We start from the raw sequence: 22,197 nt of genomic DNA, 5'->3' as shown, positions 1-22,197 counted from the left end.
GGCCTATGTGCATGAGTGAATCCTTCCGCAACGCCGATGTGCTGATCATCGGCGGCGGCCTGAGCGGTACGATGCTGGCGGTGCAACTGTTGCGCCTGCCTGGGCAGCGGCAGATACGCGTGATCGAGCCACGCGCCGAACTGGGCCGTGGCGAGGCCTACAGCGCGGTCGAGCTGGGCCACACGTTGAACGGCAACGCCGCGCGCATGAGCGTCGACCCGGACAACGCCGATGACCTGACCCAGTGGCTCACAGACTACATTGGCGCCGGTGGTTGGCCGGAGTCGGCCGAGCAACACGTACCGATCAGCGAACTCTTCCCGCCACGCGGGCTTTTTGGTGTGTACGCGCAACAGCGACTGGCCGAAGCCAAGGCGCTGTCCGCGTCCACGGTGGAGCATGTGCGTGCCGAAGTGGTCGACCTGCAAGTCGAGGACGCCTCCACCCTGGTCACCCTCGATAACGGCGAGCAACTGCGCGGCAGGTTCGCGGTACTCGCCACCGGCATGTTCCCGGCGGCGCGCACGCCACAGACCGAGTCCAGTGGTTTGAACGCCGCGGCGGTGGACCCATGGGACGTGCAGGCCATGACCCACATCGACCCGCAAGCGACAGTGCTGATCATCGGTTCCGGGCTGACCATGGTGGATGCGGTGGTGTCCTTGGAACAGGCCGGCCATCGCGGGCCGATCGAGATCTTCTCGCGCCACGGGCTGCTGCCCCATGTGCGTCGGCAGCCGCCGGGTTGGATAGACTTCCTGGCGGCCGACCCGGGCCTGCGCAGCCCCCGGCAGTTGCTGCGCGAGGTGCGCAGGCAATGCCGGCTCGCGCAGCATGAGGGCATCGATTGGCAAGCGCCGTTGGACACCGTGCGTGCGCATATCGGCCGGTTGTGGAGCCAGGCCAGTGAGCGTGAGAAACGCCAGTTCGTGCGGCATGTGCGACCTTGGTGGGAGAGTCACCATCACCGTTCACCGCCGTTGAGTGCGCAGTTGGTGGCGCGCCTGCAAGAGGAAGGACGGCTGCGCATCCAGGCGGCGTCGTTCAAGGGGCTGCTGGCTTCGGAAAAGGGCGTGACCATTGGTGTGCGCCGACGAGGTGAGCAGGTCGTCACTCAGGTCTCGGGGGCTGCGTTGATCAACTCCAGTGGCATCGAATACGACTGGCGCCGCGTGGCCCGGCCGTTGCCGCAGCAGTTGCTCAAGCGTGGGTTGATCCAGCCTGGGCCGTTGGCCCTGGGGATTGCGGCGCACGCTTCGGGTGCGGTACTGGATGCCCAGAGTCAGGTCAGCCAGCGGTTATTCGCCATGGGGCCACCGTTGCGCGGGATGTGGTGGGAGAGCACAGCGGTGACGGATGTGGCGATTCAGGCCAAGGCATTGGCTGCCAAATTGGCGCAGATCTGAAGGGGGCAGGGCGACGATCCGACCTGCTCCTGCGTTCGCGTCTTCATTTATCGCGCGATCTTCACAAATCCGGGCTTGAGGCCGAACACTTCCACCCCTTGCGCCGTCGACTGCCCCGTCTTCACCGTCACCCGCTCCACCGGTTTATCCATGGCGGCCCGATACTCCACCGTCATGTCCGGCTGGATCGCCTGGCTTGGAATCACCATCGCCTGATCATTGTTGTACGTCACGATAGTCAACCGCGCGCTCATGCCCAATCGCACACGTTGCAGTTGCTTCGGCGTGAGCTTGGGAATCGACAAGGTCACCGGAAACTGCGCGCTGCCCTGGCTATCACTGGCAATCGCCAAGCCGCTGACCACGCTGACGGAGCCCGTCAACCGCTCGCCATCGAAGCCATCGCCCATCACTTCCACCGCCTGGCCCTGATGCAGCTGGTTGATGTCCAGTTCGGATACCTTGGCGACGATTTTCAGTCGTTCGATATTGGCCAGGCCGAACAGCACCTGGCCCTGGTTTACCTTGCTGCCGGCCTGCACGGGAGGCGTGTTGGCGTTACCGCCCGAGGATGAGTTGTTGTTGCCGGGGGCGGGCACCACTATGCCGGAGAACGGTGCCTTGACTTCCTTGCCATCGAGCAGCGTGTGCAGGGCGTCGTATTTCACTGTGGCGTTGGTCAACTCCATGTCCGCGATCTGGCGGTAGGCACCTCTGCCTTGGTCCTGCGCTTGTTGCAATTCGCTGCGTGCGGCGACCAGGTCCAGCTGTTGCTGTTGTGCCTGTTGCTTGAGGTCATCGAGTTCGTTGCGCGGGATGATGCCGCGTTTGAACAGGTTCTCGCTTTCGGTGAGTTTGCGCTGGGTATTACCCGCCGTCATTTCGGCGGTGCGCAGGCTGCGACGGGCGCGGCTGACGGCGGGGCTGCTGTCCCAATCCTGCATTTCCTGCACGGTGCGCCGCGCCTTGAGCTGGAGGGAGAGGGCATCGCGCAGTTGCACTTCGAGGGTGGCCGGGTCCATGCGCAGCAACACTTGGCCGGCCTCGACGCGTTGGCCTTGCTCGACCAGATTGGCCAGGACATTGCCGTCGAATGGCGCCGTGAGGGTCACGGTGGTGTCGGGTTCGATCTTGCCCACCAGGCCGATCTGGTGCACCAGCGCGTCCGGCTTTACCGCCAGCCACTGCTCGGTGGGGGCGGGCGAGTCGGCGCCCGGGCTGCGCAGCGCCACCCCGGCACCCGCCAGAAGCAGCACCGACAGAGCACCGATCAGGTATTTTTTATTAATAGTCATTGAGGGCGATTTCCCAACTTTCCAGCGTCATGCCCAGGGTCAAGTCGAGCTGGGTCTGGGCGTTCAAATAAGCGATCAGCGCGTTGAGCTGCGCGTTTTCGGCGTTGCGCAGGTCCGTCTCGAAACTCAGCACCTGGAAGTTGGTGGAGCGCCCGGCGCTGAGTTTTTCGCGTTCGATCTCGATCTTGCGGCGCGACAGCTCCACGGCACGCTGGGAGATTTCATATTGGCGCCAGCGGGTACCCAGGTCGCGCACCACGTCGTTGACACTGCGTTCCAGTTCCTGGCGGGCGTCGGTGATACGAATCTCCTGGTCTTCCACGTTGACCCGTGCACGCACCTCGGCCTGCCGCGTGCTGATGTCGCCGATGGGGATCTGCACCTGCACCCCGGCGTAGCTGTCCCACGTGCGATTATTGGTGTTGCCGTTGTCGTTATTATTGTAGGCGTCGCGTATCTGATTGGCCCCCGCCACCAGGTCGACCTGCCAGCGCCCGGAGTCTTTGGCGATGACCAGGTTCAAGTCCGCCTGCTGGCTGCCCAGTAGGGCGGCGAGGTATTCCGGTTGTTGGGTTTGCGCCAGGTTGAACGCCTGGCGCCGGTCGATGCTCATCGGTTTGGCTTCCAGGGCTTCACTGGCACGGATCGGCGTAGACAGGTCCAGTGCCAGCAAGCGCAGGAGGGCGAGGCGGCTGGTGTCGAGTTGGTTCTGCGCTTCCTCCACGCCCAGTTGTTGGGTGGCGATATCGGCTTCGGTCTGCACGATTTCGAATTCGGCCATGCGCCCGGCGCTGATCAACGCCTTGTTCACCTCCAGTAGCGTGCCGGAACGCTTGAGCGCGTCCTGCACGATGCTCAACTGCTCCTGGGCGCGCAACAGCTCACGGTACGTGGCGATGATCTGGCTGATGGTCTGCGCCACGGTGGCCTTGAGGTTCAGGCGGTTGGCCTGTTCCGCCAGGCGCGACAGGCGCAGCGGCGCAGTGGTGGCGTCCCAGCCGGCGCCGCGCATCAGCGGTTGGATAATCGACAGGTCAAGCCCATCGCGGCGGTAGCGGCCGGCGCGATCGGCGTTGTTCAGTTGTTGGGTCCAGTTCATGCTCAGCCGGGTGCCGTACTCACCGAGCAAGGTCGCGTTGGGGGCCAGGTTGGCGTTGCGCGCATTGTCCGCCGAACCCCGAGTGGCGCGGTAATAGCTGTTGAGGGTGAGCTTGGGGTTGAAGGTGTCTTCGGCCACGCGCAAGTCGAACTTCTGCGCTACCCGTTGCAGGTAGGCGCTGCGGATCGCCGGGTTATTGCGCAGGCCCAGGTACACCGCATCGCCCAGGGTGATGTCGGTGACCTGGGCCTTGAGTGATACGCCCCGGTCGTAGCCGCTGCGGGTCGTACTGGGGGCCGAAGGGTTGATCACCACGTCGGCGGCTATCACCGGCAGGCTCATCAGCGCCAGCAGCCATAGCCACTTACTCATCGCGCAAGGCCTCCACCGGCTGCAGCCGTGAGGCCGAGACCGCGGGGTAGATGCCAAAGAACAGCCCCACCAACAAGGTGCTGCCGACCCCCAGTGGCAGGGCGGCAACCGCCATGGAAAATGCCCAGCCCGACAGCCAGGCGTAAAGCCAGGCGGCTGTCATGCCCAGCACCGCACCGCAGAGCGCACCGACGGCCGTCAGGGTCACGGCTTCCAGCAGGAACAGGTTGCGGATGTCGCGCTGCCGCGCCCCCAGGGCCATGCGGATGCCGATCTCGCGGCGGCGCTCCGACACATTCATCAGCATCACGTTCATCACACCCACACCGCCACCTACCAGGGAGATGGCCCCCAGCGCCAGCAACAGATAAGCAAAGGTGCGGCTTTGGCGAGTCATGCCATCGATCATTTGCTGGGGCACCTGAATGTCAACGTCGTGGTCGGTCAACTGGGCTTTCAGAGCAACGGCGGCGTCCCGCGCGATACGGTCCATGTCCTGGCCGGGCAGGGCGCGGATGATCACGTTGCCGATCTGCGGGCTGGCGTAGATGCGGCGCATGCCTTCGGCGGGGATGAACAGGGATTCGTTGGTTTGTACCGGAATCAGCAGGGAACGGGGTTGGCTGTTCAGGATGCCTATGATCAGGAACAGGTAGTCGTTGATGCGCACCCGGTCGCCCAGGTTCAACGAATCGCCCGGTTGGCTCAGGGCCTGGGCGAGTTGGTCGCCAATGACCGCGTAGGTTTCATGGGTGTCGAAGCCCGACAGGAAACGGCCGCCCCGCAGGGTCAGGCGCATGGCATCCTTGAGGTCCGGCGTGCTGCCGACGAAGTTGGCATTGACGGTGCGCCCGTGAAACACCATCGGGCCGCTGAACAGTGTGATCGCGCCGATATGGGCAATGCCTGGCACCGCCTGGCGCACCGCTTCAAGGTCGAGGCTGGCCCGCATGGTTGCGCTGCTGTTGCCTTTGGGCGGGAATTGGGCGACCAGGGTGTCGGTGCCCATGTCCTTGAAAATCATTGCCGCGTCGGTGGCGGCGTTATGGCCGATGTTGATCAGCGCCACCACCGATGAACTGCCGATGATGATGCCCAGCAAGGCCAGGATCGAGCGTTTGCCCAGGGTACGCAGGCTGACGAATGCTTCATGCAGCAGTTGGCTCAGGCTCTGTTCGACCCGCAGGCTCATAGGCGCCCGGCCTCATGCACCACGCCGTTGCGCACCAGGATCTTGCGCTCCAGGCGCTCGGCGATGTGGGCGTCGTGGGTGACGATGACCAGCGTCACCTGCTGCTCGCGGTTGAGTGCCAGGAGCAGGTCCATGATCTCTTGGGCGGTAGTGCTGTCGAGGTTGCCGGTGGGCTCATCGGCCAGGATCACTGAGGGTTTGCCGACCAGGGCACGGGCAATCGCCACCCGTTGGCGCTGGCCGCCGGAGAGGTCGGCGGGGCGATGGTGGGCGCGTTCGGCCAGGCCGACTTGTTCCAGCATGTGCAGGGCATGTTCCACCGACTCATGCCGTGATACGCCACGGTAACTCAGGGGCAGGGCGACGTTGTCGAGGGCGCTGAGGCGCGGCAGCAGGTTGAAACTCTGGAACACGAAACCGATTTGCTGGTTGCGGATGGCGGCCAGTTCATCGGGCGAGGCGCTGAAGATATCGTGCCCGGCAAAGTGGTATTGCCCGCCGTTGGGCAGATCGAGCAGGCCGAGGATATTGAGCAGGGTGCTTTTGCCGGAGCCGGAGGCGCCGAGGATGCCGCAGCTGTCACCGCGGGCGATGGACAGGCACACGTCATTGAGAATGGACAGTTCCTGCCCGGCGAGCTGATAGTGTTTGCCGATGCCTTGCAGGGAGATCAAGCCTGGGTGCGCGGGGGTATCTGTCATCATGACTACGCCTGCAGTCTCGACGGTGCCAGCCTGCGCCCGTAAATCTTTGTAACAAGTTCGGGAGCTGCCTGGTACGCGTCACGGACTGTTTTTATTTCTTGTTTTTAAAATATTGTTTGAATAGTAACCGCGTTCCCTTCGCTTCGCCAGCCATGGATGTAGAGCGGTTTAACGCTTTGAAACGATTTGGCGGGGGGCCGCTACAGGCCGTCGAAAAAACCTTGAAACCGCCTCCATAGCCCCATTTATACAGGCTTTTGTTAGCATGGCGCAGTCTCACTACTTGCTTTCGATGGGCCGCACCGGTATAAAAAATCAAATTATTTTTTAAAACAATATTTCCCCTGTGGAACTCTTATGGTCGCGAAGAAACTCAGCGCTCCAAACGTTACCAAGACTCGATTGCTGGATGCGACAGAGGCTCTCTTCATCAAATATGGTTATGACGCGGTCTTGTTGCGGCAGATTACCGAGCGTGCCCAGGTCAACCTGGCTGCGGTGAACTACCACTTCGGGGACAAGGATTCCCTGATGCAGACCTTGCTCAAGCAACGCCTGGAGCCGCTCAACGAGCAGCGCCTGGAATTGCTGGCGCGCTGCGAGGCCGAATCCGACGGCCCGCTGGACTGCGACACCTTGCTCGGCGTGCTGTTCGCGCCGGCCATGGGCCTGGAGCGCAGCGATCCGGCCAGCGGGGAAGGGCGCTCGTTCATTCGTTTCCTGGGCCGGGTCTACAGCGACACCTCACCGTTTATCCAGGAATACCTCAAGGTGCATTACCAGCCGGTGTTCCAGCGCTTCTTCGAAGCCTTCGCCCTGGCCTTGCCGGACCTGCCGCGCAACGAACTGGGCGTGCGCCTGCAATTTGCGCTCAAGGCGATTTCCGGGGTGATGGCCGGCACTGAACTGCGCCTGCTGATGAACTCCATGAGCCTGGGTCGCCCGGCCACGGATGCGGAAGTGATGGCTAAGTTGATCACCCTGGTGTCGGCGGCGATTCGGGTGCCGCAGCAGAGTCCGGAAGCGGAAACCGCGCTGGCCAAGGTGCTGGATACCCAACGGGCCATCCGCGAACAAGCGGCAACCCCCGCCGCCAAGGCATCGGGCTAGGTCAAATCCCAGGCAAAAAAAACCCGCTGGGGCGGCGGGTTTGATGTGCAACGTTTGTAACGGATGAGGCTTCACACTACGGCTGGAGATGTGAATAAAACGTGAAAAAAATGTAAGAAAAGGTGTGAAGTTTGCGCATGATCGAACACTCGCAATAAGCGGGCCTAGGACCACTTGTCGGGACTGTCATTTCTCACAGGTTACCGAGGGTCGTCCCAAGGTGTTTGATTTCTCCTGGCGATTCCCTGCCCAGGAGACGACGATGACGACCAAACCCACCCGCGTTAAAAAAAACGTTGTAACACAATCAACGGAAGAAACAGCCGGCACTGATACCATCAAGAAAGCGGCAGAAAAACCGCTTGCCTCGGCGAAAAAAAAGCGCGGCCCAGGTACTCCGCCGAATTCCCCCAGCGTCGTTGAGGACCTGGACTCTCCCTATTCGATCCCTATGTCGGTCATCCCTGTGTTGGGAGCGGCTTACGGTCTTGGCCGTCGCCATATCAAGGATGGCTTGACTTACGCCTTCGAGCGTTGGACTCAGTGCCGTGCAGGGGACGAGTTTATAATTTGGATGAACGGCATTCGGATGGCCTTTGACAACGTCACGCCGGCCAATGAAAGCGACCCACGATTCTTTCTGGTCATTCCCAGGACGAGCTTGTTACTGCAATTTGTCGACGACGTCCATGGAGAGGTGCGGCGGGTCGGCGCTGGTACGGTCAGTACTTCAGAGCACCAACGCATTCTGATACTGAACACACTGCCAGGTGGGGAAGGGAATTGTGATGGCACTTATCACACGGGCCTCACCTTTACGCTTTCCCACACGATTATTGACAGCGTCGTTGCCTCACGGGGTGTGGATGTCACTATTCGTGCGTGGGCCAATATGCGTGTCAATGATCTGGTGATGTTTTACTGGGGCAACCACCGTTTTGAACTCCCCCCCGTCCTGCCAAGCGAAGTCGGGCGAGACCTGAGCTTTCTCATAACACCCGATTTTCTGAGCGCCGTCGGGGACGGCCATTTTGTCGTGCAATTTTATTTGTATGACGAAGTGCTCGATGAATCCGGACCCTGCCATCGCTGGAGCAAGCCGGTCCCGGTCGAGGTCGTCCTCAATACTACGCTTCTGGAGGAGCCAGAGATTATCGAGGCGGACCCTGATTTACTGATTCTGGACGCCGACTCATTGCATGGGTTGCCGGCCACCGGGTCTGTATTCATTCGTAGAAATCATCCGGCCTTCGTCGCGGGGGATCACCTTATCTGGACGGTGATGGGCAGCACGCCAGAGGGGGAAGAGGTCAGCTACAGTTTTCGCCTGCCCGTGATGCTGGCCAGCTACAACGATTTCTCAATTCCCAATGCAATTGTCCGGTCATTGATCCAGAGTACGCTGAGAATTTCCTACGTCAGGGAAAGAGAGATGTTGGCTTCACGGCCAACTGTCTATGCGGTCGCGGGCATTCGCTACACGTTGCCCGAGCCTGAGGTGCTTCAACGACACGGGCCATTTGTCGAACCGGACTTGCCTTTTATCACGGCGGCAATGCCTGACTATGACCCACCAGGCAATTCGGGAGACGATCTGCAAGTCAATATTCTGGGTGAACACCTGGATGGTAGTGTGGAGCGTGTGTTCAGTCACCGGGCGGCGGGTGTTCATCCCCGCTTCCGCGATTTCGTAAACGCGCAATATGCGCGGTTTGAAGGACTGCTCCGGACTCGCGTTTACTACCTGGTCACTGGCCCGGTCACTGTACGTGAATCCGAGCGTCGGTATATCCAGATCGGCCGGCCGGCGCGTACGCTGGTTGCGCCGAGTATCCAGGAGGCGGATGTCACGAACAATATTGATCCCGCCACGGTGGGCAGTGTCGCCACCTTTGAGGCTCGCGCGGAATTCAGGTCGGGTGATGAAGTCACCATCAAGTATGTGGGCTCGGTGACTGCAAGCTCCACAATTGAATATTTGCTGGCAGTTGATTCCAACCCTTTTCTGGCTGATGTTCCCAAAAAGCTGATTGACGACAACCTGGATGGCACACTCAGTGTCAGCTATGTGCGCAGGCGATTTGGTGTTGATGAGTTGTCCGAAGAGCAGACCTACACCATAGGCCGGGCGTTGGGCGAGTTGTTTCCACCTGAAGTGGTGGAGGCTACAACAGGGCCGGATGAACTCGACCCCCGTTTGGTTGCTATTTCGGGGGCGACCGTTCGGTGTCGCTACGACCAACCCAAGGACGGCGATCAGGTCGAGGTCTGCTGGCGTGGTCTGGCGGGTGCCGGGACGCACTTTGAAAGCAAGGACGCCAATCGGGGGGACACCTTTGTCGAAGTAGCCGTTCCGCCCTCTGCAATTGGTTTTAATATCCACCCTCAGGGACGAGATATCGACGTCTCGTTCAAAGTTATCCGCAATGGCGTTCCCACCGACTCGCCGGTGCTTACGTTGAACCTGCTCACTCTGAGTCATTTGCCTGGAGCGACAATCGACAGCATCGGTGAAAGTGCCATTCTCGAGATACCCAAGTTGGATGACCTTGACCAGACTCGCGTTGCTCCCTGGCCATACATTGAGATTGGTCAGCGTATGTGGTTGCGTAATGAAGGCACTCTGGATACCGACGCCGCCTATTTGGAGGAAACCTATGTAGGCCGCGAGGTCTCGGTAGCGGATGTCAACAATGGGCCTGCTCCGTTTACGCCGGTAAGCCGGCTGCGCCGTTTGAAAGAGTGGACGCCCTTCACGATTGACTTCGGGGTAACCTTCAATCACACCAACAATCCTGCCGATATCGTGTGGTTTGAAACCCGCCACCATTTGGTCCAGACGGAACCTAACGTATTCCCCCATCCGGAAATCCGGTATTCGTCGCCGCCCAGTGGGCCGGAAGTCGTTATCAGCCCGATCACCGTCGAGAACAAATGCCAGGTGCTGGTGACCTACCCCAATATGAACCAGGGTGGGACGGACATGATTACGTTGTACTGGATCGGCGCGGATGGCATGCCGATTGAAGTTGGCACGCAGCCAGGCCTGGACGGTGGCACGGTGACGTTCAACATCAGTAATGAGTTGGTGGGCGTGAGTATCAACACCACGATCCAGTTGCAGTATGAAGTGATATTGGGCCGGGGCGGGGAAGGTTCGTCGGAAGTGCAGATGGTGCATGTTCAGGCAATTCCACAGGCCAGTTTGCCTAGGGCTTTGATCAACAATGTGGCGAATGGGGGGTCCATAAACCCGGCGACTTTAACGGGCGATGCGATGCTGAGGATGATCAAGTGGCCTTACAGCGCTAAAGATCAAGTTGCCTGGCTAACCCTGTCGGCGTCAGGCGCGGTGACGCAGAATCTCCTGGTGGAACATCTGGTTTCCGAGAATGAAGCCAGCAACGGTTTCGCCGATATCAAGGTGCTACGCAGTTGGCTGATGTCCGTGCCGAACAATGGCACGGTGACGATCGACCCCCGTATTAACTTTAATCAACAGAATGATAAGGGAATGGCGGTGGTCTTTCCGCCGACTCAGTACAGGATTGCCCACACCACGGCCCTGGTCTTTGATTCGGGGGCTGTTTACTTCAATAGGAAAACCTTCTTTTTGGACGGTTCCCCTAACGTCTTGCCCATTTTCGGCTCCGGGAATTCGATTCAGCGGGTGGCAAACGGGGGGACCAGGCCTTATCTGTACTCAACCTCCAATGCTGGCGTCGCGCACGTTGACGCCACTACGGGCTATGTCACCATGCGCGGCAACGGCAGTGCGGTAATCAGCGTGCGTGACTCGTCGGTGCCTGCACAAGTCCGTAGTTACCCCGTGTATGCAAGCAATGCAGTCCGTTGTGTCGGTTTGGGACGCAGTACGCTTGGCAACATCCGGTCTTCTGCGAATAACGCCGGGGCACGGTTGCCGAGCCTTGATGAAGCCCGCGAGCTGCATCAGGTTTTCGGCTATTTGTGGCCGATGGGCAATGCGTTCTATTGGACGTCGACCTTCTCCCACAGTTTTTTCTTTATCAACTACTACTACGGCTTGAATATCAATACCGGAGAAATATTGGCAGGCAAGGACCATGTCATTGGATCTCACTTCAATGGTGTCGGGCTAAGGTAGCGGGGTACGGCGTTAAAGGGACGCAAGAGGGAGGGGCACGATAAGTCGTGAACCTCTCTTTTTTGTTTGGGGATGCGCAAAGTTGTCAGATGTTCCAGCGTTTTGCGCATTGCCCTAAACGTGAACGCATCACGTCTACATTCGCCGCCAATTGCAGGGTCAACAACCGATAACCATCCAGACCCGAGTAAATCGGCGTATCCAGAGTGGGCTCGGCGACCGCGATATTCCCCTCCCGCTCCAACCGCTCCGTCACCCCGGATTTCAACGCACGCGCCATCCCCACCAGTTGCACGCGGATCTGCCGGTGTTCGGCCTTCAACATCATTCGCATCCGCGCCATCGCCGGTTCATCCTGCGGGCTCGGCCGCGTATTGCCCAAGATTTCCAACGTGCTGATGCACATGCGCAGGTGCCGCTGGATCGCGTCCAGTTCGGTCATCGAAATGCGCACTTCCTTGGACACCGATGGCATCAGCGAGCGCAGTTGCACCATCGCGGCATTCAAGCGATTGAGCAGTTTGAGGTGCTCATCATCGGTGACCGACTGGCCATTGATGATCCGGCTGTAAATAGCCGCGCAGTCGCGTAATGCACTGGCCAGGTTGTAGCGCCAGGAGTACACGGCATACAGCGGCAGGGCGAAGGAGAAGGCCAGCGCCAATACAATGCCGATCAGAATGTCGACAGTGCGCCACAAACCATCGGAGATCGGGTTGTCCCCGTGGCCGGCAACGATAAACACCGTGATCGCCGACAGCAGCGCGATATAACCGCCCTTGCCGATGGCGTGATAGGAAAAGAACCCGCACACCACCGACATCAGCAGATAGGTGAGCAGCGGCTGGCCCAGCCAAGCCTGTTGCACCACCAAGGCCAAGCCGACACTGGCGCCGATCAAGGTGCCATAAGCGCGCTCCACGGCTTTTTTGCCGATATTGCCGTGGTGCTGCAACCCGCCGATCACGATCAGCATGGTCACCGACGCCCATTCGCCGTGGGGCAGGTTGATGCCCGTGGTGAGCAGGATGGTTGCCAGCAAGCCGATGGACACGCGCACGGCGTGGATCAGCTTGGCATGGCGATAGCGCCGATACGGGTCGAGCAACGGGCGCAGCAGGCGTCGGGCAAAGAGGGGCAGGTTCATCAGGACTAAAATCGCCTTGGTTCTAAAGATGTGCACACTCTAAATGTGAGAACGGGCTGGGTGTGGCCACACCCAACCCGCTCCCACATTTTTGATTGGCATCCACTCAAAAAATGTAGTCAGTGGTCAGGAAACTCGAATCGCGGTTACGCAGAATGTCGCTGACCAGCGCCTTGTTGCTCTCCTGGAACTTGGTCGCCACCAGGGTACGGATCGAGAACACGCGCAACGCGTCATGCACTGACAGCGTGCCCTCGGCCGAGTTCTTGCGGCCGTTGAACGGGAACGTATCCGGCCCACGCTGGCACTGGGCGTTGATATTGATACGACCGACCTGATTGGCGAAGGTATCCACCAGGCGCCCGACTTCCTCGGGGTTGGTGCCGAAAATGCTCAACTGCTGGCCGAAGTCCGACTCCAGCACGTAGTCAATCACCGTGTCCACGTCACGGTAAGGCACGATCGGCACCACCGGGCCGAACTGTTCCTCGTGGTAAACGCGCATCTGCGGGTTCACCGGGTACAGCACCGCCGGGTAGAAGAACGAACCGCGACTGGCACCGCCATTGGCATTCACCACCTGGGCGCCGTGTTGCGCTGCATCGGCTACCAGACCGTTGAGGTAATCCACCTTGCCGACTTCCGGTAATGGGGTCAGCGACACGCCGTCTTCCCATGGCATGCCGGGCTTGAGTGTCGCCAGTTTGGCGTTGAATTTCTCGATAAATGCCTCGACCACGTCTTCATGCACGAACAGGATTTTCAGCGCGGTGCAGCGCTGGCCGTTGAACGACAAGGAACCGGTGATGGCTTCACTGACGGCATTGTCCAGGTCCACTTCGGGCAGCACGATGCCGGGGTTTTTCGCATCCAGGCCCAGTGCGGCACGCAAGCGGTGTGGCTTGGGGTGGAGTTTCTTCAAGTCACTGGCGGCTTTATTGGTGCCGATAAACGCAAAGATGTCGATCTTGCCGCTGGCCATCAGCGCGCTGACGGTTTCGCGACCGCTGCCGTAGATCACGTTGATCACCCCGGCCGGGAAGCTGTCGCGGAAGGCCTCCAGCAGCGGACGGATCAACAGCACGCCGAGCTTGGCCGGCTTGAACACCACGGTGTTGCCCATGATCAGCGCCGGGATCAGCGTGGTGAACGTTTCGTTGAGCGGGTAGTTATAAGGCCCCATGCACAGCGCCACGCCCAGCGGTACGCGACGGATCTGCCCGAGGGTGTCCTGTTCCAGCTCGAAGCGGCTGCTGCGGCGGTCCAGCTCCTTGAGCGCATTGATCGTGTCGGTGATGTAGTCGCAGGTACGGTCGAACTCTTTCTGCGAGTCCTTGAGGTTCTTGCCGATCTCCCACATCAACAGCTTGACCACCGCATCGCGCTGTTCACGCATGCGCCGTAAAAAGGCTTCGACGTGCTGGATACGCTCAGCGACGCGCATCGTCGGCCATGCGCCCTGGCCCCGGTCATACGCGCGTACGGCGGCATCCAGGGCGGTGAGGGCGGTGTCGGCGTCCAGCAGCGGCGTGCTGCCGATATGCACGCGCTCATCCCCCAATTGCACGGGGCTTTGCACCCGGGCCAGCGGGCCGTTCCAAACCCGCAATGTGCCGTCAACCAGGTAATCACGCTGTTCAATGGGAGCCGCCAGGCGGAATTGCTCGGGCACGTCTTGGGCGGTGAGAGGAAACAGCTGGGCGAGCAGGTTGCTGGTGGTCATGTCGCTACCCCTGGAATAGTTGCAAAACATGACTAGAGAGTCACCCAACACCGGGCTCTATGGCAAGGCTTGTGCGCATTGCTGTACGCACAAAGGCGTGCGCCGGGTAAACTCTGCGCCTTTCTTGAAGGAGTTCACATGAGTCAGTACCAGCCGGGCATTCTTGCCGCACCGGTGCCGTTGCAGGCACGCCATCTGTTTTTTGCCGTGGACGCCCTGGGCGCCGTACCTGCTGCGCTGGACGCACTGGTGCAACTGGCCAATTCGGCGGCGGTGGTCGGTTTGGGTGAACCGCTGGTAGCCGCGCTGGGTGCCCACATTGAAGGGCTGCGCACATTCCCCGCCATCAGCGGCCCGGGCGCGCACAACCCATCGACCCAACAGGCGTTGTGGGTGTGGTTGCACGGTGAGGATCGTGGTGAGTTGCTGTTACGCAGCCGTGCCTTCGAAAAAGCCCTGGCCCCGGCGTTTCGCCTGGTACAGATGATCGAAGGTTTCCGCTACAAGACCGGCTTCGACCTCACCGACTATGAAGACGGCACCGAAAACCCCCACGCTGACGCAGCGGTCGAAGCCGCACTGACCGGCAGTGGCGCCAGCTTCGCCGCGCTCCAGCAATGGCAACACGACCTCGACGGCTTCGCCGCCTTGCCTGCCCAGGAACGCGACCACATCATCGGTCGCCGTCATGGCGACAACGAAGAGCTGGACGACGCCCCCGCGTCCGCCCACACCAAGCGTACCGCCCAGGAAAGCTTCACCCCGGAAGCCTTCGTGGTACGCCGCTCGATGCCGTGGGCCGAGAACGGCCAGGCCGGGTTGATGTTCCTCGCGTTTGGCCATTCCTTCGATGCGTTCGAAGCGCAACTGCGGCGCATGAGCGGCCTGGAAGACGGGATTGTCGATGGCCTGTATCGCATCAGCACGCCGTTGACCGGCGGCTACTACTGGTGCCCGCCGATCAGTAACGGGCATCTGGACCTGAGTGCCCTGGCGCGCTGATTGACTGCACGCACCGCGGCCTGAAACGCGCCCTGACCTGAACGGTCAGGGCGTTTTTTTTGTGGCTGTGTATCACGTTGTATCTGAACACCCTCCTGATACACCCGCATGACGTTCTATCGCGTTCGCGACACAGAGCGGATACACGCCTGGCTTTAACTCTGTTCACCAGCTGGCGCAGGCGGTCATCGACCCCAAGGCGCCCTGGTCACACTCAGTCAAACCAGGAGAGTCACCCCCATGAAGCGTCCTTATGCAGCCCTTGCGGCAACCCTCGCCTTGTCCCTCAGCGCCTTTGCGGCCGTGGCTCATGCCGATGAGCCCAAGCCCCAGGAAAAATGCTTCGGCGTGTCTCTCGCAGGGGCCAATGACTGCGCCGCGGGCAAAGGCACCTCGTGTGCAGGCACCGCCACCACCGACTACCAGGGCAACGCCTGGGTACTGGTGGACAAAGGCACCTGCACCCAGATCAAGACCCCTAAAGGCTACGGCAGCCTGACGGAGCAGCCATGAGCCGAGCGGCCCCGGCGCTCGTGATCCGGCGGCTGTTGCCCGAGGCCCTGCTGTTGCTGGTGGCGCGCGTGGGCATTGCGGCGGTGTTTTTCCTGTCGGGGCGGACCAAGGTCAGCGGTTTTCTTCAACTCAAGCCGTCGACCTACACGCTGTTCCGCTCGGAATACGCCTTGCCCCTGATTCCACCGGACTGGGCCGCGCACCTGGCGACCTATGCCGAGCACCTGTTCCCGCTGTTGCTGGTGCTGGGCCTGCTGACCCGTCCGGCTGCCGCCGCACTGTTGGGCATGACCCTGGTGATCGAGGTGTTTGTGTACCCCGATGCCTGGCCGGTGCACCTGACCTGGGTGGGGCTGCTGCTGCCGCTGCTGGCGTATGGCGGCGGAGCCTGGTCGCTGGACCGCCTGCTGTTCGCCAAACGTGGCTGACCTTTCGATACCTGAATGGAGATTTCCAATGCGTATGCTTTCTTCTCTGGCCATTGCCATGGCCTTGACTGTTCCAGCGCTGGCCCAGGCGGCGGATGCCCCACAACCCGGCGCCGGCAAGAGCGTGGTGATCGTGCCGGGCTCGTTTGTCGACGGTTCCGGTTGGCGGGTGGTGCACGACATCCTGATTCACAAGGGCTACAAGGTCACGGTGGTGCATCAGGGCCACGAAAACCTCGCCGCTGATGTGGCAGAGGCCCGCGAGGTGCTGGAGCAACAGGTCGGCCCGGTGGTGCTGGTAGGGCACAGTTCCGCTGGCGGGGTGATCTCGATTGCGGGGGACCGTGACAAGGTCAAGTCGCTGGTCTATGTCTCGGCGTTGCAGCCGGAGGTGGGCGAGAACATGGCCCAGTTGATCGGCTCCATGCCGGCCCCCAGCGATGATGTCCAGCAGAAACGCGATGGCCACCTGTTCTTTGATCGCACCCGATTCAACGCGGACTTTGCCGCCGACCTGAGCACCAACCGCACCGACTTCATGGCCGCCTCCCAAGTACCGGCCACCACCGCACTGTTCGGCGGCACGGTGTGGGCCGCGGCCTGGCACAAGAAGCCGAGCTACGCGGTGGTGTCCACCGAAGACCGCGCCCTGAGCCCCGACCTGCAGCGCTGGATGTACAAGCGCGCCGGTTCCAAGGTCACCGAAATCAAAGCCAGCCACGCGGTGTACATCTCCCAGCCTGAGGCTGTGGCGAAGGTCATCGAAGACGCTGCATCCGTTATCCAATAACCCACGACACCCTGGAGAAACACCATGAACACTGCACTCAAATCCCGCTTGAGCCTGGCTGCCGCTGCCGCGCTGATTGCCCTGTCTTCGGCTTCGTTCGCCACTGCGGCCGGCGCTGCCGACCAGCAGGAAAAGCCCGGTCGCTGCTACGGCGTCAATACCTGCAAGGGCACCAGCCTGTGCGCTACCGCCAAGAACGACTGCAAGGGCCTCAACAGCTGCAAAGGCGAAGGCGTGATCGTCAAGACACCGTCCGAATGCCTCAAGGCCGGTGGCACCTTGACTGAACCGAAATAACCACCCCTGGCAGGCGCGAACTGACTGTGGCGAGGGAGCAAGCTTGCTCGTCACAGCCAGGTCGCGCTTGCAGGCCAAGGAGAACCCGGCATGCCGACACACAATCCTCACTTTTCAGGCTACGGCCTGGGGTTGCGCAAGGAGCATTACTGCGACTTTCTGGAGACCTCGGTGCCCGTGGATTTTGTCGAAGTGATCTCCGAGAATTTTATGGTCGCGGGCGGCCAGCCCCGGCACATCCTGCGCCAGATTCGCGAGCGGCACCCGGTGGCGCTGCATGGGGTGTCGATGTCGATCGGCACCGCCGAAGGGCTCGACACCCACTACCTGCGGCGTCTCAAGTCGCTGGTCGATGAGATCGAGCCGCTGTTTGTCTCCGACCATCTGAGCTGGTCACGCAGCGGTCACTTCAATGCCCACGACCTACTGCCGGTGCCCTACACCGAAGAGGCGCTGGACATTGTGTGCGCCAATATCCACCAGGCCCAGGAGACGCTGGGCCGCACGATGCTGTTCGAAAACCCGTCGAGTTACCTGGCCTTTGATGGCGCGGTCATGAGCGAATGGGCATTTATCGACGCCATGGCCAAGCGCACCGGCTGCGAGCTGTTGCTGGACGTCAACAATGTGTTTGTGAGCGCCAGCAATCACGGTTTTGATGCCGAGGCGTTCCTGGATGGCATTCCCGCCGAACGAGTACGCCAGGTTCACTTGGCCGGCCATAGCCGGGGCCGCGAATTGTTGATCGACAGCCATGACAGCCCGGTGTGTGCCGGGGTGTGGGCGTTGTATGCCAAGGCCATGGCCAAACTGGGCCCGGTGGCGACCATGATCGAGCGTGACGATGAGATTCCGCCGTTGGCTGAATTGCTGCAGGAATTATCGATGGCCCGGACGCTGGGAGCGCAGCCATGAACCTGGTCGAGTGGCAGCAAACCTTTCGCACCTGGCTGGTGAGCGCATCGGATGACGCGGCGCTTCGGCTGGGTAATCACCACGCCGGCCTGGCGGTGTACCAGAACAACTACCGCGCGCAATTGGTGGGGTGCCTGGAGCAGGCATTTCCCAACCTGCGCCGTTGGCTCGGCGAGGAGGCGTTTCTGTCGGCCAGCGTTAGCTATATCGACCAGCAGCCACCCCACGCCTGGACGCTGGATGCCTATCCCGAGGGTTTCTACCACGGCTTGAAGCGCGTGTTTCCCCACAACCCCGATGTGCACGAACTGGCCTGGATCGAGTCCGCCTTGAATGAGGCCTTTGTGGCCGCCGATGCTCAGCCGGTACCGCCGGCGGCGCTGGCCGCGGTGGATTGGGACACTGCCCACTTGCAGCTGACGCCGTCGTTGCGGTGCCATGGCCTGATCACCAATGCCGAGGCCATCTGGTCGGCGCTGTGGCAAGACACCCCGCCACCCGAGGCGGCGATGCTTGAAGCGGCGGGCGGTTTGCTGGTGTGGCGGCGTCAGTTCACCTCGCGCTTGCGCCAGGTGGATGAACTGGAACTGCACGCCTTGTTGCAGGTGCAGACCGACGGTAGTTTTGCCGGGTTATGTGAGTATCTGGTGCAGCGCCTGGGGGAAGAAGCCGGTGTGATGCAGGCCGGTGAGTACCTGGCCGGCTGGCTGGGCAGTGAGTTGATTGTGGGGGTTGGCCATGTTTGAGCGTCGTGATAGTCGCCTGCGGGCGGCAGTCACTGGTCTGCAAACATGAAAATGCTGACAGCCGCGCAATCGACCACTGAAAAAAATTCCCTCAGCCCGTAATCTAGCGGTCTTGTCACCTGTGTGGATTGTTCATGTCTTCTGTCGCCGATGGGTTGCCCTCCAATAAACGCTGGCCGGCGGTGATCGCCCTGTCTCTGGGGATCGGCATGGCGACCCTGGACACGGCCATCGTCAATACCGCGTTACCGACCCTGGCCGAAGGTATCGGTACCGATTCGGCCTCGGTGATCTGGGTGGTCAATGCCTACCAGCTGGCGATTATCGCCACGGTGCTGCCCTTTGCCTCCTTGAGTGATGTACTGGGACACCGTCGGGTGTATCTGGGTGGCTTGCTGCTGTTCATTGTCTCGTCGCTGTTCTGTGGGCTGGCCGGCTCACTGTTGACCTTGACGGCCGCGCGGGTCGCGCAAGGGCTCGGCGCCGCCGCATTGATGAGTGTGAACACCGCGTTGCTGCGGCATATCTACCCGTCAAAAATGCTTGGGCGCGGCCTGGGCTACAACTCATTGGTCGTGGGGCTGGCGTTTACCCTCGGGCCGACCGCCGCGTCGGCGATTCTGTCGGTGGCGACCTGGCATTGGCTGTACCTGATCAACGTGCCGCTGGGGCTGTTGGCGCTGGGGTTGGGGTTGCGCGCTCTGCCGGTACTGCCATTGACCGGGCATGCGTTCGACCGTCTTGCCGCGCTGCTGTGTGCCGGGTTGTTTGCCTTGCTGGTGCTGGGGCTGGGCACCGCCGTGCACGGTGCGCAGGGCGCATTGACCCTGGGCCTGTTGGCCTTGGCGCTGGTGTGCGGTGCGTTGCTGTTGCGCCGCGAGGTCGGTCATCCGGCACCTATGTTGGCGGTGGACCTTTTCAAGCGTCCGGTGTTTGCCTTGTCGTCCCTGACGGCCATCTGTGCATTCAGCGCCCAGGGGCTGGCCTTCGTTTCGCTGCCATTTCTGCTGCAGGCGGTGCTGGGGCACAGCCAGGTGGAAACCGGGTTTCTGATGACGCCGTGGCCGGCAGTCGTAGCCGTGATGGCGCTGGTGGCGGGGCGCCTTGCGGATCGGGTGTCGCTGGGCGTGTTGTGCGGCGTCGGGCTGCTGATGCTCAGTGTGGGCATGGCCGCGTTGGCAACGTTGGGCAGTGACGCCTCGGCCTTTGATATTGGATGGCGCATGGCGCTGTGCGGCGCCGGTTTCGGTTTTTTCCAATCCCCCAACCTCAAGGCCATCATGACCAGCGCTCCGTTGGCCCGCAGCGGCGGCGCCAGCGGCATCGTGGCGATTTCGCGGTTACTGGGGCAGACGCTGGGGGCGTCGTTGGTGGCGTTCTGTTTCCATCTGTCTCAGGGCAGTGGCCCTGAGTACGCGCTGTGGCTGGGGTGCGCGTTTGCCCTGGTGGGCGCCGTGGCCAGTGGCTTGCGTCTGCTGCCTTATGACAAAAAGACCGGATAAGGCGTTGTAAAACACCGGTAGGGAACGCTACCGTGGCCACCTGAATATTTCGGGATGTTTCAGAATTATGTCAGCCCAGGCCCAACGTACTGCTGATGTATCCTCTCGCCGCGCCGCGCTGACCCTGGCTTTATGCCTGCCCAGCGATGTGTTGCTGTACCTGCTGCTGCCCATGGAATCCCAGGCCTTCGGCATCACCTTGGCGCAGGCTGGGGTGTTGCTGGCGGCGAACCGCCTGGTGCGGATTTTCGGCTATCGCCATGTGTTGAATTTCTACGCACGCCATGGCGACCGGTTGACCTGCATGATCGCGGCGGGGGCGGCCACGGTGTGCGCCCTGGGCAACTCGATGCTGTCGGGGTTCGCCGCGCTGCTGGGCTTGCGGTTGATCTGGGGCCTGTGTTTCGCCGCGCTGAACCTCTCGACCCAGGTGCTGGCGACCTCGGAGCCCGCCGGTGCGGCCCGCCGGGCCGGGCGCTCACGGGCGATGATCGCCCTCGGGCCGATGCTGGCCTTACCCCTGGGCGGCTGGTTGACCTTATGGGCCGGGCCACGTCCGATCTTTCTGATTCTTGCCGGCAGTTGCTTGTTGGGCTTGTGGGCGGCGCACGGCCTGCCCAGGGTCGGCCATGACTTGCACAGCTCGGGGCGTCGTTTCAAATGGCCCGACAGCGTGGCGACCTGGTCGTTTGTCGAAGGTGTGGCGCTGGATGGGTTGTTTATCTTCGGCCTGTCGATCCAGGCGCAGAAGTTGCTGGGGGGTAATGCGGTGCTGATCGCAGGTGGATTGATGGCCCTGCGGTATGCCTCCGAGATGCTCCTGAGCCCGCTGGGCGGCCGCGCGGCGCAGCGTTTCGGCGCGACCTCGATGTTGCTGCTGTTTTCGTTCCTGAGCGCTTTAGCCCTGGCTGCATTCGGCAGCTATTGGGTGATCGTCGGCGCGGCGGCGGTGCTGGTGCTGCGCGCATTGCAACTGCCGTTGGTGACCACCTTGGTCGCGGAGCGCAATCCGGGCTCGATGCGCGTGTCGGCACTGGCTTCCAACGCCGTATGGCGGGATATCGGCGCGGGTCTTGGGCCGTTGCTGGCGGGCCTGTTGCTGCCGGTGGCCGCGGCACCCTGGGTGTTCGGCCTGGCCGGCGCGGCGATTGCGCTGAGCGCGGTGTTCTGCTGGCGGGCAAAGACTCCCGGCTCGGCTTAAGCGCGCTTGAGTGCGTCCAGCCAGTTAGGGTCGAACTGCGTCTGTTCGGTGTTGATGCCCAGCGCCTGCATCTTCGCTTTATGCGTTTCGACTTCACCGACCAGTTGCGCCTGGGCGCTGGAGTTGGCGTCCAGTGCATGCATCTGCGTCAGCGCCAGGTGGTAGAAACGCAGGACCTTGATCGCGGTCGGGTCGTTGTTCTGCACGCATTCGGTGATCGTGTGCATCACATTGGTCACGCTCATCAGGCAACGCTTGAGCTGCCAACCGTACACCGCCGCTGCGAGCCAGGGCTGGCGCCAGAACGGCCCGCGCACCAGGGCGACGGTGATCAACACACCGGCGAAGACGCCGCCGACATTGAAACGGAAATTGTCACCTCCGGGCTCACCGAACAGCATCACCGCCAGGCTCGACAGCAACATGGCCAGGGCTACGAACAGCACCGCGACGATCAGGGTGCTGCGGCGGGTCTGTTGACGGAAGGTGGCGGGGTCGCAGGGTTTGAGTTCGAACATCGGGTTCATGCCTCCAAGAGGGGCCGGCATCATCTCACGCTTGGGCAAACAAGTTGAACGATGACGCACGGCGGTTTCTCTAAACCTGCGTAGACCTTTTGAGGTGAACCA

19 protein-coding genes are annotated in these 22,197 nt (G+C 61.4%); 12 read left to right on the top strand and 7 right to left on the bottom strand.

Annotation, left to right across the window (positions count from 1 at the left end; translation table 11 throughout):
* Nucleotides 1–11 precede the first annotated feature (11 nt).
* Nucleotides 12–1,406 carry an FAD/NAD(P)-binding protein gene (locus EXW71_RS04275; protein WP_134657691.1) on the top strand — a complete coding sequence of 465 codons (1,395 nt, stop codon included), beginning with the start codon at nucleotides 12–14 and terminating at the stop codon, nucleotides 1,404–1,406.
* A gap of 47 nt (nucleotides 1,407–1,453) precedes the next feature.
* Here EXW71_RS04275 and EXW71_RS04270 read toward each other — a convergent pair whose 3' ends face one another.
* The 4 genes from EXW71_RS04270 to EXW71_RS04255 are packed head-to-tail and all read right to left on the bottom strand — an operon-like array spanning nucleotide 1,454 to nucleotide 6,068.
* Nucleotides 1,454–2,701, bottom strand: a complete 1,248-nt coding sequence (locus tag EXW71_RS04270; protein ID WP_134657690.1) for an efflux RND transporter periplasmic adaptor subunit — start codon at nucleotides 2,699–2,701, stop codon at nucleotides 1,454–1,456.
* Nucleotides 2,691–4,172 carry a TolC family protein gene (locus EXW71_RS04265; RefSeq protein ID WP_123717814.1) on the bottom strand — a complete coding sequence of 494 codons (1,482 nt, stop codon included), beginning with the start codon at nucleotides 4,170–4,172 and terminating at the stop codon, nucleotides 2,691–2,693. The genes EXW71_RS04270 and EXW71_RS04265 overlap by 11 nt, the downstream gene beginning before the upstream one ends.
* Nucleotides 4,165–5,364, bottom strand: a complete 1,200-nt coding sequence (locus EXW71_RS04260; RefSeq protein ID WP_134657689.1) for an ABC transporter permease — start codon at nucleotides 5,362–5,364, stop codon at nucleotides 4,165–4,167. Before EXW71_RS04260 ends, EXW71_RS04265 begins: the two co-directional genes overlap by 8 nt.
* A complete protein-coding gene (locus EXW71_RS04255) occupies nucleotides 5,361–6,068 on the bottom strand; it encodes an ABC transporter ATP-binding protein (protein ID WP_134657688.1) in 708 nt (235 codons plus the stop codon). Before EXW71_RS04255 ends, EXW71_RS04260 begins: the two co-directional genes overlap by 4 nt.
* Nucleotides 6,069–6,425: 357 nt before the next feature.
* Here EXW71_RS04255 and EXW71_RS04250 point away from each other — a divergent pair, with 357 nt between their 5' ends.
* Together EXW71_RS04250 and EXW71_RS04245 are read left to right on the top strand one after the other, a co-directional pair.
* Complete coding sequence (locus EXW71_RS04250; protein ID WP_090370218.1) at nucleotides 6,426–7,178, top strand: TetR/AcrR family transcriptional regulator; 753 nt, start codon at nucleotides 6,426–6,428, stop codon at nucleotides 7,176–7,178.
* A gap of 262 nt (nucleotides 7,179–7,440) precedes the next feature.
* Nucleotides 7,441–11,304: a hypothetical protein gene (locus EXW71_RS04245; protein WP_177421569.1), complete on the top strand. Its 3,864-nt coding sequence runs from the start codon at nucleotides 7,441–7,443 to the stop codon at nucleotides 11,302–11,304.
* An 85-nt stretch (nucleotides 11,305–11,389) separates the two neighbouring features.
* On the opposite strand, the gene EXW71_RS04240 is transcribed toward EXW71_RS04245, so the two are convergent.
* Complete coding sequence (locus EXW71_RS04240; protein ID WP_134657687.1) at nucleotides 11,390–12,451, bottom strand: FUSC family protein; 1,062 nt, start codon at nucleotides 12,449–12,451, stop codon at nucleotides 11,390–11,392.
* Nucleotides 12,452–12,557: 106 nt separating this feature from the next.
* Complete coding sequence (locus tag EXW71_RS04235) at nucleotides 12,558–14,174, bottom strand: NADP-dependent glyceraldehyde-3-phosphate dehydrogenase (protein ID WP_134657686.1); 1,617 nt, start codon at nucleotides 14,172–14,174, stop codon at nucleotides 12,558–12,560.
* Between the two features lie 138 nt (nucleotides 14,175–14,312).
* Between EXW71_RS04235 and EXW71_RS04230 the strand changes: the two genes are divergently transcribed.
* From EXW71_RS04230 to EXW71_RS04190, 9 genes are all read left to right on the top strand, one after another.
* Nucleotides 14,313–15,176: a Dyp-type peroxidase gene (locus EXW71_RS04230; RefSeq protein WP_134657685.1), complete on the top strand. Its 864-nt coding sequence runs from the start codon at nucleotides 14,313–14,315 to the stop codon at nucleotides 15,174–15,176.
* A gap of 240 nt (nucleotides 15,177–15,416) precedes the next feature.
* Nucleotides 15,417–15,689 carry a DUF2282 domain-containing protein gene (locus EXW71_RS04225; RefSeq protein ID WP_025859258.1) on the top strand — a complete coding sequence of 91 codons (273 nt, stop codon included), beginning with the start codon at nucleotides 15,417–15,419 and terminating at the stop codon, nucleotides 15,687–15,689.
* Nucleotides 15,686–16,117, top strand: a complete 432-nt coding sequence (locus EXW71_RS04220) for a DoxX family protein (protein ID WP_134657684.1) — start codon at nucleotides 15,686–15,688, stop codon at nucleotides 16,115–16,117. The genes EXW71_RS04225 and EXW71_RS04220 overlap by 4 nt, the downstream gene beginning before the upstream one ends.
* A 28-nt stretch (nucleotides 16,118–16,145) precedes the next feature.
* The gene (locus tag EXW71_RS04215) at nucleotides 16,146–16,907 is read left to right on the top strand and encodes an alpha/beta fold hydrolase (RefSeq protein WP_134657683.1); all 762 of its coding nucleotides are present in this window, start codon (nucleotides 16,146–16,148) and stop codon (nucleotides 16,905–16,907) included.
* A 24-nt stretch (nucleotides 16,908–16,931) separates the two neighbouring features.
* On the top strand, nucleotides 16,932–17,204 hold the full coding sequence (locus EXW71_RS04210) for a hypothetical protein (RefSeq protein WP_123717806.1): 273 nt from the start codon (nucleotides 16,932–16,934) through the stop codon (nucleotides 17,202–17,204).
* A 90-nt stretch (nucleotides 17,205–17,294) separates the two neighbouring features.
* Nucleotides 17,295–18,119 carry a DUF692 domain-containing protein gene (locus EXW71_RS04205; RefSeq protein WP_134657682.1) on the top strand — a complete coding sequence of 275 codons (825 nt, stop codon included), beginning with the start codon at nucleotides 17,295–17,297 and terminating at the stop codon, nucleotides 18,117–18,119.
* The gene (locus EXW71_RS04200; RefSeq protein ID WP_134657681.1) at nucleotides 18,116–18,865 is read left to right on the top strand and encodes a DNA-binding domain-containing protein; all 750 of its coding nucleotides are present in this window, start codon (nucleotides 18,116–18,118) and stop codon (nucleotides 18,863–18,865) included. Before EXW71_RS04205 ends, EXW71_RS04200 begins: the two co-directional genes overlap by 4 nt.
* A 134-nt stretch (nucleotides 18,866–18,999) precedes the next feature.
* Entirely contained in the window at nucleotides 19,000–20,367 is a 1,368-nt protein-coding gene (locus EXW71_RS04195) for an MFS transporter (protein ID WP_134657680.1), read from the top strand.
* 67 nt (nucleotides 20,368–20,434) lie between these two features.
* Nucleotides 20,435–21,568, top strand: coding sequence for an MFS transporter (locus EXW71_RS04190; RefSeq protein ID WP_134657679.1), 1,134 nt, complete (start codon nucleotides 20,435–20,437; stop codon nucleotides 21,566–21,568).
* On the opposite strand, the gene EXW71_RS04185 is transcribed toward EXW71_RS04190, so the two are convergent.
* Complete coding sequence (locus EXW71_RS04185) at nucleotides 21,565–22,086, bottom strand: DUF3087 family protein (protein ID WP_134657907.1); 522 nt, start codon at nucleotides 22,084–22,086, stop codon at nucleotides 21,565–21,567. The genes EXW71_RS04190 and EXW71_RS04185 overlap by 4 nt on opposite strands.
* Nucleotides 22,087–22,197 lie beyond the last annotated feature (111 nt).

This window comes from Pseudomonas sp. BCA17 (assembly GCF_004519405.1).
Classification (GTDB): Bacteria; Pseudomonadota; Gammaproteobacteria; order Pseudomonadales; family Pseudomonadaceae; genus Aquipseudomonas.
This window is presented reverse-complemented; position numbering and strand designations above follow the sequence as displayed.